Consider the following 9,864-nt stretch of genomic DNA (forward strand, 5'->3'; position numbering starts at 1 on the left):
TCAGTTCCCGAGAAAGGCTTCCTTGAACGTCGCGACGGCCTGACGCAGCGACAGCGAGGGCTGTTCGAGGTAACTCGACAGCTTCTTCACGCCGTAGTCCTGGTCGACGAACGGCTCCACCCAGTCGGCCTGCTGGGCGTCGATGAAGACATCGGGCCGGCGTTCGGGGTCGATCAGGGCCTGCAAACCGCGTGCGGTGGGGCCGTCGAAACCGAGCGCCAGCACGGCACTGCCCGGGGCGCTGGGTTGCGGCAGGAACAGCACCAGCTCGAATGCGGCGCGCGAGAGGAAGCCGCTGACCAGCTCCATCCACAGCGTGGCCACGTAGGGCCGCACCATCGGGTCCTGCGGCAGCGGCAGCAGCAACCCTTTGTCCAGGCGCTGCAGCCCGCTGGCGGGAACCTTCTCCAGCAGCAGGCCGATGCCCAGCAGCAGCGTGCGCAGCGACAGCGCGTGCCCGGCCTGCCGCAGCAGCGCCTCGGTGCTGGCCAGGGTCTGCATCTCCAGGAAGTCGCGGAAGTTGGCTTCATAGGCCAGTACCGAACTCTCGAGCTCGACTTCGGTCTGGCTGATGTCGGCGAGCAGCGGCGTGGCGTCGGCGGCCGCGTAGCTCTGCCTGGCGGCCGCTTCGAAGCGCTGCCATGGGCGCGCCAGCAGCAGCGGGCTGCGCGCCACGAATGCCAGCGAATCGGTCATCTCGAGCGCGCCGGCGACGATGAAAGGGAAGCGCCGGCCAGAGGCATCGTTGCTGGCGATCAGGTGGCCGGCCAGGCCGCGCGTCGCGCGGCTGCCCAGAAACGCGAACTGCGCCGGCATTGCGCGGTCGTACAGCAGCTTCCAGCGCGGGTCGGCGGACAGCGCTTCGACGCCCCCGGCCAGCCAGTCGTCCAGCGTCTGCAGCAGCGCCGCGGGCTGGCCGCTGCGGACGAAGTCGCCGCGAGAGGGCAGCTTGCCGAAGTGCAGCATGCGCAAGGGCACCGTGGCGCTCATGGCGACGCCTTCGGCGAGGATGCTGCCGCCGCGGTCGCGTCGACACCTGCCACCAGCGTCGGCAGCCTGAGCCCCTGCAGCCGGCTGGTGCCGATCGGCGCCGTGCCTGGTGCGGTGGCGGCACGGCTGCTGGGCGGCGGCGGCTCCCCGGGCTGGCGCAGCACCCGCAAGTGCACCGTGACGGAGTAGGGTCCCTGCGTCCACTTCAGTTCGTTGACGCCACCGTCCAGCCTCTTCTTCTGCGCCAGTTCCATGAACCTGCCGAGTCCGGAGTTGCCCGGCTCGTTGACGAACTCGACGGTCTTGCCGTCGTGGGTGACGCCGCTGAGCCGCGCGCCCGCCACGCCGGCGCGGTTGGGCCAGACCATGTCGGTCCACTGCGCGGCGGCATTGCGGTAGCGCAGCGACTGGCCGTCGATGACCACCGTGTACTCGACGAAGCCGGGCGCGCCCTGGGGCAGGATCTGGAACAGCGTCTGGTCCGCCGCCGCGGCCACAGCCCCGCCGCTGCTGGCCGTGGTGACGCCGCCGCCGCCGCTGGCTGCATCGAGTTGCGCGACCCAACTGCCGAAGCCGCCGGTGAACTCCGGCCGCAGCCTCACACCGACCTCGGCCCACTGGCGCGGCTCGATGGCGTCGCCGCGGCGCACCACCAACGGCCCCAGCGCTTCGTTAGAGAACTTCGCGATCGCGCCGTCGGGGCCGAAGATCTTGGCGATGTCCTGCGGCGCCGCCTCCACGGTCGAGCGGGTGTCGAAGGGGTACTTCGACGCCAGCGTGCGCTGGAAGGGTTCGGAGACCTGCGCCGCCCAGACGCGGTTGACCTCGGTCTCGGCCGGTGGCACCACCACCGCCAGCGCCTGGATCAGCGGGCGCACCAGCAGCGGCCGCAGCGTGGCCTTGGCAGTGTCGGTCATGCCCAGCAGCAGTTGCTCGTCGACCAGCCTCAGCGCCTCGGCCAGTTCGGAGCCGGGGCCTTCGAGCGTGGCGGCCAGCAGCACGCGCGAGCCGGGGCCGGGATCGCCCTGGTTCTTGATCTGGTTGAAGCGCGTGCGCACCTTGGACAAGTTTTCCAGGTAGGCCTTGATCGGTGGCGGCGTGCTGTCGCGCGACGTCATGATGCGCGACAGCGCCGCGAACTCGCGCCCGATCGGCCCCATCGGCACGCCAGCGCTGGCCCCGGTCACGTCGACTTTCACTTCCACGCGCTGCGGCGCTTGACGCAGGATGGTCTGGCGGATCCAGTCGACGAAGCCCTTCTGCGCCTTGCCCAGGCGCTCGTTCAGCAGCGAGGGGTTGTCCCAGGATGTCTGGTCGAACAGCGTCGTCAGCACGACACGGATCGGCGAGTTCGCCGGGTCGCCCAGCCGGTTCATGCGCTTGACAGCCTCGTCGAAGCTGCCGAACTCGGCGATCGAGATGCCCTGCATGAAGCGCTGCCACTCGCGCACGTACTCGGTCTTGTACAGCTCAGTGAGCTGCTTCTGGATCTGCTCGGGGCTGCCTTCGAGCGTGAGGTCGTCGCGGGCGGCGATGTTCAGCACCCAGTCGGAGCTCTGCAACTCCTGGGTGGCGGCTTCCTTGAACGCCTTGGCGATGTACCCGTCCCAGGCCTCGCGGGTGAAGGTGCCGGGAATGGCATGGCTGCCGGCGATCACGTCCTTGTCGCCATCGGCGATCAGCCGCGCCACGGTCATCGGCGGGAAGCGGGTGGACGCGCGCGTCTTGATGTCGGCGTACACGCGCTCCACGCCCTTGACGCCGCGGCGCTGCTCGCGCAGCAACTCGCGCATCTGGTCGACCAGCGCGAGCTTGTTGGCGACGGTCGGGAAGGCGGGGTCGCGGCTCAGCCCGGCGCTGAAGCTGATCATGCGCTCGGCGCTCTGCATCAGCCGCTCGCGGGGCATGCTGCCGCGGTTGCTGTCGAGCCAGCCGCGCCAGAAGCGGGTGATCTGCTCGGCCAGATGCACCGGCTCGATCCGTTCGCGGTCGGCCAGCATCAGGTAGGTCTTGAGCGCGTTGTAGGCATCGCCCGCGTCCTCGACCGATGCGTCGACGTATCGGCCGGCGGTGCGCGGCGCGGCTGCCGTCGCCGCGCCGGACTCCGGTGGTTTGCCCAGCGGCTTCAGGCGGCCCGGGTTCGCGCTGACCTCGGCCAGATAGGCCTCGATCGCTGCCGCCGCCGGCTCCAGCATCACCTGCCGGATGCCGGCGAAGTACTCCTGGCGCAGCTTGGCCTCGATCTCCTCGCCCTGGTACAGGCCGAGGCTGATGCCCAGCGGCCGGTCCTGGCGGTAGCGCTGCAGTTGCTCGATGCGGTCCTGCAGCGTCTCCAGCGCCTGCATGCGCGACCCGAGGTCGGGGTTCTCGGCCTGCAGGCGCACGGCATAGTCGAGATCGGCGCGCACGTTGGCCATCAGCTGCCGGTTGCCCACGTACGACCAGGTCCAGCTGCCCGTCGCCAGCGCCAACAGCAGCAGCGCCGCCGAGAACGTCGCCAGTCGCAGCCGCTGCTTGCCGCGGCTGGCGTGCTGCTGCACCAAGCCCTTGTCGGCGAAGATGACCTTGCTGAACAGGTCCTTCAGGAAGAACCCGTTCTCTGCGACGACGAAGCCCGAGACGCGGTCGGCACGCGGCTCCAACGCGAACTGCTGCGCCACCCGCTCGCTGGCCTTGCTGGCCGAGCTTCCCTCCTGCACGCTGCTGGTGAAGTAGAAGCCACGGAACACCGGCTGGTACTGGTACGGGTTCTCTTCGAACAGCGTGGCCACGAAGGCACGCAGCGCCGTCTTGCGCTCGGCGAACTCCAGCGGGAAGGTCAGCACGCCCGGCGGAAGCGCCTTGCCGCGCTCCATCGCCATGCGCGCCAGCGTCATCTGCTTCAGGCCTTCGTAGAGCTCGTCGAAGTGGCGGTCGAACGCGGCCACCGCGTCGCCGCGCTGGGCCTGGGCGTACGGCAGCGTGGCGCCCCACACGCGCTCGCGCTCGCTGCGGTCGCGGTCTTCGAAGAACTCGGCAAAACCGGCGATCAGGTCGGCCTTGGTGAACACCAGATACACCGGTGCGATGACTTCCAGCGTCTCGGTGAGTTCCTGCACGCGCTGGCGCAGGTTCTTCGCCAGCTGGATGGCGGCCTCGGGCCGTCCACTGCCCAGTTCGGCCAGGCTAGCAGCGATGAGGATGCCGTTGATCGGCGCCTTCGGCCGGTGGCGCTTGAGCAGCCCCAGGAAGCCCAGCCACTCCTGGCGGTCCTCCTCGTGCACGGCGTAGCGACCGGCGGTGTCGAGCAGGATGCCTTCGCTGGTGAAGAACCAGTCGCAGTTGCGCGTGCCGCCGATGCCCTGGATCACCGCGTCGCCGCCGTCGGCGAACGGGAACTTGAGCCCGCTCTTGACGATGGCCGTGCTCTTGCCCGCGGCTGGGTTGCCGATCACCATGTACCAGGGCAGCTCGTACAACGCGGCGCTGCCGGAGAGCTGGCCGAGTTTGCTCTTCTGGATGGTCTTCACCGCGTCGACCAGCCGCGTGCGCAGCGCGGATACGTCGGCGCGCGGCGCCTGCTTCTCGGCCGCGCCGGGCACTTCGATCGCCTGCTCCAGTGCGCGCGCGGCTCGCCGGGCGCGCAGCTTCCGGATCCCCCACACGGCGAGCCCGACGGCGATCAGCGCCCCGAGCGCGATGCCGGCCCAGACCAGCGCGACCTGCAGCGCGCTGGCGCCGAGGAACAGGAACGCCGCCAGTGCCGCCAGACCGATCACGCCAAGCACGCGCGGATTGAGCAGGAAAGTCCAGATTCGGTTCATGGGGAGCGGGTGGTGGGGGCGGCACTCACGCCGCAGCCGGCGGCGCAGCCGCGGGATCGAATGGGGCAGGGCGGGCGATCAGCGCCAGGCGCAGGCGCATGTCGTCGACGGACAGAGCCAGACAGGGCTTGCCCAGGCGCTGCGCCTGGTGCGCCGCCAGCGCGATGACGAGGAGCGGTGCGGCCACGCCGGCCTGGCCGTTGAGCATGCCGGTCTGGCGCACGTCGTCGGCCGGCAGAAGATGCGGCAGGCCGTTCAGCAGCGTGGTGAGCGCCTCGGCGGCGCGTGGGGTGTGCTGGTCGGCGTCGTGCACGGCGGCGGCTATGGCTTCGGGCGCGAACGGGCCGCTGGCCAGCGCCTGCTCGACGCAGGTCTGCGCAGCCTCGCCGCTGGTGCGCCCGCCGGCATCTATCGACTTGTCGCGCGCGATGACGGCGGCCCGGTGCAGGTGCACGGGCAACTCGTCGTCTGTGGCGGCCGGCCAGGTCGTGGGCGCCAGCACCAGCGCCGCCGCCGCCTCGCCCGGAATGGGCCGCGTTGCCGAGCGCGACGTGAAGAGCCGGCCTTCGGCCTGGAGGCGACGCACGCTCGCGTCGCCGATGTCGCTGTGGCATGCGGTGACGAGCAGCAGGTCGGCGCGGTTTTCCCGCTCGAGCGTGCGCACCACACGTTCGGCCTCCGGCCAGCCGCCGCCCGGTGCCAGCGGCAGCTCGGCGATGCGATGCGGACCCGCTAGTTCGGCCGCCTGCAACTGCGCCAGCAGCCACAGGCGGGCGACGGCGGTTTCGTAGGCTGTCCAGGTGGGCGGCCACAGCGGCAGCAAGCGCAGCATCGACTGGCTCACATGCTCCGGCGGAGCGTCTTCCAGGCCGAAGCGTTCGCGCCAGGCGCGCAGCGTGGTCAGCGTGTTTTCCAGCGGCAGCTGCAAGGCGGCCAGTGCGCGTCGCATCTCGGGGCGCATTGCCTCGTGCTGCCAGGCGGCCTGCAGCGCGCGCATGGTCTCTTCAGCCGCGTCCAGGTCCAGCGCATCGGGGTCCAGGCCGCGGATGCGAGCCGTCATCAGCGGCAGGCCATCGTCGTCGCGCAGCACGGGGTCTAGTTCGGGGCGAGGCGCTCCCTCCTCGGCCGCATTCAGCAGGGCCGCGGGACTGTCGCCCGCGGGGCAGTTCAGATGCGCAGCCAGCAGTTGGAGCGTGGCGCGGCGCTCGGCCTCGTCGGGAGTGGTCGGCGTCGGAGCGGGGGAGGGCACGGCGGCGGCGCCGGCCTCGCGTTCGTGCGCCTGCCGCACCGCGCCGCGCCAGGCCCAGCGGCCGAGCAAGACCAGCGCGAACAGCGTCAGCGGTAGCGCGACTAGGTACACGGCGATGTCCTCTTCGGACATGTCTCGCTGCGTTGACTGCCAATGCCACAGCACGCCCACCCACACGAAGCAGGCGATGGCGACGAACAGCGCGATCGTTTGGAAGAAACGGTTCATCTGGGGATGCCGGCAGACCGCCGGCCGCGGACCGGCGTCAGTCGGTCGTGACCACCTGCGAGGAGATGAGCGTGGCGCCGCATGCGGTCTTGTCGCCATGCCGGGCGGCGGCCTTGCCGTCGATGATGCAGGTGGGGTCGCCGGTGGCGATCACGGTCTCGCCGCGGTGTCCCTTCTTCGGACAGGTCACTTTGTCGCCGACGCGGGCGATGGGCCTGCCGTCGGTGTCGGTCAAGGCCGAGCCGGCCACGACGACGCCGCCATGGTCGGTCTTGTCGCCGACGACGATGAAGGGTTTGTTCACGCTGTCTGCTCCCTGATATCGATCCTGGTGCTCATCCAGGCGTGGCACGCCGCGGTAGCACGCCGGCGCGTGGCAGTTCCACGTGCCCAAGGTCCACGAGCGTCCGCCAGGCGCCACCCCAGTTCAGGCCGACAGCGTCGGCGACGGCACCGAAGTGCTCGTAGCCCCTGGCGGCCCAGGCGTCGCGCTCGCTGATGACGATGCGGCCTTCGCGCAGGAACGCGCAGTCGGCAGCCAACCCGTACTGGTGGTAACTCTGGCCCGCGCCAGCGTGTGTCACGGCCAGCCCCAGCTTCGCGAGTTGTACCTGGCGTTCGGGGCTGCGATAGCCCTCGAGCAGCACCATTTCGTAGCCGTGCTGCTCGCGCATGAGTTTGAAGACCGTCAGCAGCCGCTGGCGGAAATCGGCGTCCAACAGTTCCCATTGGCGGCTTGCACTGTCGGCCAACGGACGCGCCTGTGCGACTTCTCGCGTCGTGAACAGATCCGGCGGCAACCGGGGCGGCGGCACAAGCTGTTCGCCCTGCAGCAACTCGGCGATCCGGGCGTTCGTCTCGTGCGTATAGGTATGGTCGAAACCGTCGTACGCATGCCATTGGCGCAGCACCAGAGCCAGCGCGGGGGCCAGCAGCAACAGCGCCAGCGCGGCTAGCCACCATGGGCTGAGCAGAGGCATTGCTGCTCGCGCGTCACGTCCGGCCTGCAGTAGCGACCCCAAGCCGCGCTGCAGGCGGCCGCCCCCTCGCCAGAACGTCCCGCCGGCCGGGATGCGCAGACGATCGGTCATGCGGTGGCCGAAGGCCTGCACCGGCTCGCGAATAAACGGCAGGCACAGAAAAGCCAACCCCAGCGCGACGAGGAAAACGTATACGAAGACAACAATAATTACCAAATGTTTTTACCCGTCTCGCCCGTGCCAAGGCATAAGAGTCTGCACTGAGCGGGCGTGGCTGCGCATCCTCTGCATTTATGGTCTGGCTAATGCAGGCACGCATTAGCCGGACCATAAAATTCGCCCCTTCGCAGGAGAGCTACGCTTGCCCATCAGTCCAGGCCCACAAGACGGTTCATCGGCGGCGCCGCGCCGCCCGTCCCTGACCGACGGCACGCAGGCCGGTGCCGTGCCTCAGAAGCAGCTTTCGGTGTTGGCCGCGCTCGACGGCATTCCGTCGTCGCCGGCGCGTCGCGGGATGCATGGAATGATGCTCTGGCTGCTGGTGCTTGGCGGTTTGGCCGCGACCGTGATGACCGCCACGATGATGGCGCGGGCACCGGCTGCCGAAGCACCGCAGGTGCCGCCCACGACGCGGACAGCGGCGCCCGCTCCGTCGCCCGCGCCGGACTCTAGGGCGGCTGAACCCGTCGCGCCCCCGTCGTCGGCCGTGCTGGTTGCCGCGGTTGAGGACCTGCCAATTCCTGAGCCGACCGTGGCCGCTGCGACCGTTGCCGCGCCTGCGATCAAGCCAGCCCTGGCCGACGCGGCACGCCAAAAGCCCAAGGCAGCGGCCGCCCGGCGCGCGTCGTCAGGCCCGTCCAAGCCCCACGCAACAGGCAAAGCCAAAGCCAAGCCCCCCGCCACAGCCAAACAAGCGAAGGGCGCCGCCGGTCCTGCCGCGCCGGCTGGCAACGGCGGCGACGCCGATGTCGACCTCATCGCCGCTATGGTGCAGCACATGAACCGCCAGGAGGCCAACGCCGGCGGTCGCGGCGAGATCACGATCGCCGACCTCGTGCGTCGCTGCAGAAGCCTGGCCGGCGAGGAAGCGCTGCGTTGCCGGCGCCGCATCTGTGAGAACTACTGGGGAAGGGCCGACGCGTGTCCTCGCTCGCTGGCGCCGAGCAAAGCGGCCGTGCGGCCATGACCCTGTCCGATCCCGTGGCGTGGTTCGATTCCAGCCGCCGGCTGTACGAGCTGACGGGGGAAGGCCCGCTGGCCGGACTTCGCGTCGAGGCCTGGAGTCAGCGCGAAGCACTCAGCGAGCCCGGCGAACTGCACATCAGCTGCCTCGCGCAGCGTGCCGATCTGGATATCGAGGACATGCTCGGCCGGCGCGTGGACCTGCTCACCACGCAGGCCGACGGCGGCCGCTGCGTCCGCGGCGGCATCGTGATGGCGGCTCAAGCGCAGGACGGCGACGGCGGATTCGCCCGCTACAGCCTGGAAGTGCGGCCCTGGATCGCGCTGCTGGCCTACACCCGGCGCAGCCAGGTGTGGCAGGAGCGCTGCCTGCGCCAGATCGTCGACGCGGTGTTCGCCGGCTACCCCGCCTACGCCGCCTGGCGCTGGGCCGCGGATGTCGACGCCCACCTGGCCGCCAGCGCCTTCACCGGCACCGACGGCGTGCGCAGCTACTGCGTGCAGTACCGCGAGACGGACCTGGCGTTCGTGCAGCGCCTGCTGGCCGAAGAAGGCCTGGCCTGGCGCATCGAGCCCGACGACGCGGCGCCGCTGGGCCATGCGCTGGTCATCTTCGCCGACAGCGCGCAGGCCGAGTCTTGCCCCGAGGACACGGTCTCGGCCGCTTCAGGCGGCGTGCGCTTCCACCGCGAAGCCCCGGTCGAGGAACAGGACAGCATCCAGGCCTTCGGCGGACTGCGCACGCTGCAGTCGACCACCGTCGCCACGCTGGCGTGGGATTACAAGGCCCACCGCAGCGTCGTGGCCAGCGTGCCCACCGCCTTCGCGTTCGGTGGCGGCTCCTCAGGCGCGCTGGTGGACCTGCTGGAGAGCTACCAGCCCGCCGGCGCTTATGCCTTTGCCGACACCTCCCGTGCCGAGCGCGCCGCACTGCTGCTGCAGCAGACGCTGGAGGCCCGCCACAAGCGCTGGCTGGGCCGCGGCACCGTGCGCAGCTTCGTGCCCGGCAGCACCTTTGCCCTGCGCGACAGCCCGCTGGACCTGCTGCCTGAGCTGGGAGCCAGCCACAGCGAGCGTGACCGCAGTTCCTGCTGACCCAGGTCGTGCACGCCGGCATCAACAACCTGCCCAAGGATCTGAGCGAGCACGTCGCCCAGGCGCTGCCCGACTGGGTGCCCGCCCCGGTGCGCGCCCAGGCCGCCGCCAGCGGCTACGGCAACGCCTTCGAAGCCCTGCGCGCCAACGTGCCCTGGCGGCCCTGGCGCTGGGACGACAGCGGCGTTCTGCTCAACCCGCGCCCGCAGGCACCGGGCCTGCAGACCGCCACCGTCGTCGGCCCCGAGGGCGATGCCGCCTCGGCCGAAGAGATCCACACCGACCGCCTGGGCCGCGTGCGTGTGCGCTTCCCGTGGCAGGACGGCGAGCACCGCGC

The 9,864-nt window shown here is 70.3% G+C and carries 7 protein-coding genes and 1 pseudogene; 3 read left to right on the forward strand and 5 right to left on the reverse strand.

All coding sequences use genetic code 11. From position 1 onward, the window contains the following. Genes tagF through CKO43_RS16530 form a run of 5 tightly spaced genes read right to left on the reverse strand, consistent with a single transcriptional unit; the run spans position 1 to position 7,466 of the window. Positions 1 to 990 carry a type VI secretion system-associated protein TagF gene (gene tagF, locus CKO43_RS16510; protein ID WP_200228549.1) on the reverse strand — a complete coding sequence of 330 codons (990 nt, stop codon included), beginning with the start codon at positions 988 to 990 and terminating at the stop codon, positions 1 to 3. Then, positions 987 to 4,793, reverse strand: coding sequence for a type VI secretion system membrane subunit TssM (tssM, locus tag CKO43_RS16515; RefSeq protein WP_200379275.1), 3,807 nt, complete (start codon positions 4,791 to 4,793; stop codon positions 987 to 989). Before tssM ends, tagF begins: the two co-directional genes overlap by 4 nt. A gap of 25 nt (positions 4,794 to 4,818) precedes the next feature. Beyond that, complete coding sequence (locus tag CKO43_RS16520; protein ID WP_200228544.1) at positions 4,819 to 6,270, reverse strand: hypothetical protein; 1,452 nt, start codon at positions 6,268 to 6,270, stop codon at positions 4,819 to 4,821. 37 nt (positions 6,271 to 6,307) lie between these two features. Then, on the reverse strand, positions 6,308 to 6,574 hold the full coding sequence (locus tag CKO43_RS16525; protein WP_200228542.1) for a PAAR domain-containing protein: 267 nt from the start codon (positions 6,572 to 6,574) through the stop codon (positions 6,308 to 6,310). 31 nt (positions 6,575 to 6,605) lie between these two features. Further along, positions 6,606 to 7,466 carry a M15 family metallopeptidase gene (locus tag CKO43_RS16530; RefSeq protein WP_200228540.1) on the reverse strand — a complete coding sequence of 287 codons (861 nt, stop codon included), beginning with the start codon at positions 7,464 to 7,466 and terminating at the stop codon, positions 6,606 to 6,608. A 145-nt stretch (positions 7,467 to 7,611) separates the two neighbouring features. Between CKO43_RS16530 and CKO43_RS16535 the strand changes: the two genes are divergently transcribed. The 3 genes and pseudogenes from CKO43_RS16535 to CKO43_RS16545 form a co-directional block, all read left to right on the forward strand. Further along, a complete protein-coding gene (locus CKO43_RS16535) occupies positions 7,612 to 8,436 on the forward strand; it encodes a hypothetical protein (RefSeq protein ID WP_200228538.1) in 825 nt (274 codons plus the stop codon). Beyond that, positions 8,433 to 9,527: a type VI secretion system Vgr family protein gene (locus CKO43_RS16540; RefSeq protein WP_200379276.1), complete on the forward strand. Its 1,095-nt coding sequence runs from the start codon at positions 8,433 to 8,435 to the stop codon at positions 9,525 to 9,527. Before CKO43_RS16535 ends, CKO43_RS16540 begins: the two co-directional genes overlap by 4 nt. 8 nt (positions 9,528 to 9,535) lie before the next feature. Continuing rightward, a pseudogene (locus CKO43_RS16545) lies at positions 9,536 to 9,864 on the forward strand (type VI secretion system Vgr family protein); the annotation flags it as partial.

Origin of the sequence: Rubrivivax gelatinosus (assembly GCF_016583785.1) — a bacterium.
GTDB classification, from domain to species: Bacteria; Pseudomonadota; Gammaproteobacteria; order Burkholderiales; family Burkholderiaceae_C; genus Rubrivivax; species Rubrivivax gelatinosus_B.

Excerpts from the sequence above, each read along its gene's own strand:
- tagF (WP_200228549.1), bottom strand. The coding sequence starts at position 990 with ATGAGCGCCACGGTGCCCTTGCGCATGCTGCACTTCGGCAAGCTGCCC.
- tssM (WP_200379275.1), bottom strand. The coding sequence starts at position 4,793 with ATGAACCGAATCTGGACTTTCCTGCTCAATCCGCGCGTGCTTGGCGTG.
- CKO43_RS16520 (WP_200228544.1), bottom strand. The coding sequence starts at position 6,270 with ATGAACCGTTTCTTCCAAACGATCGCGCTGTTCGTCGCCATCGCCTGC.
- CKO43_RS16540 (WP_200379276.1), top strand. The coding sequence starts at position 8,433 with ATGACCCTGTCCGATCCCGTGGCGTGGTTCGATTCCAGCCGCCGGCTG.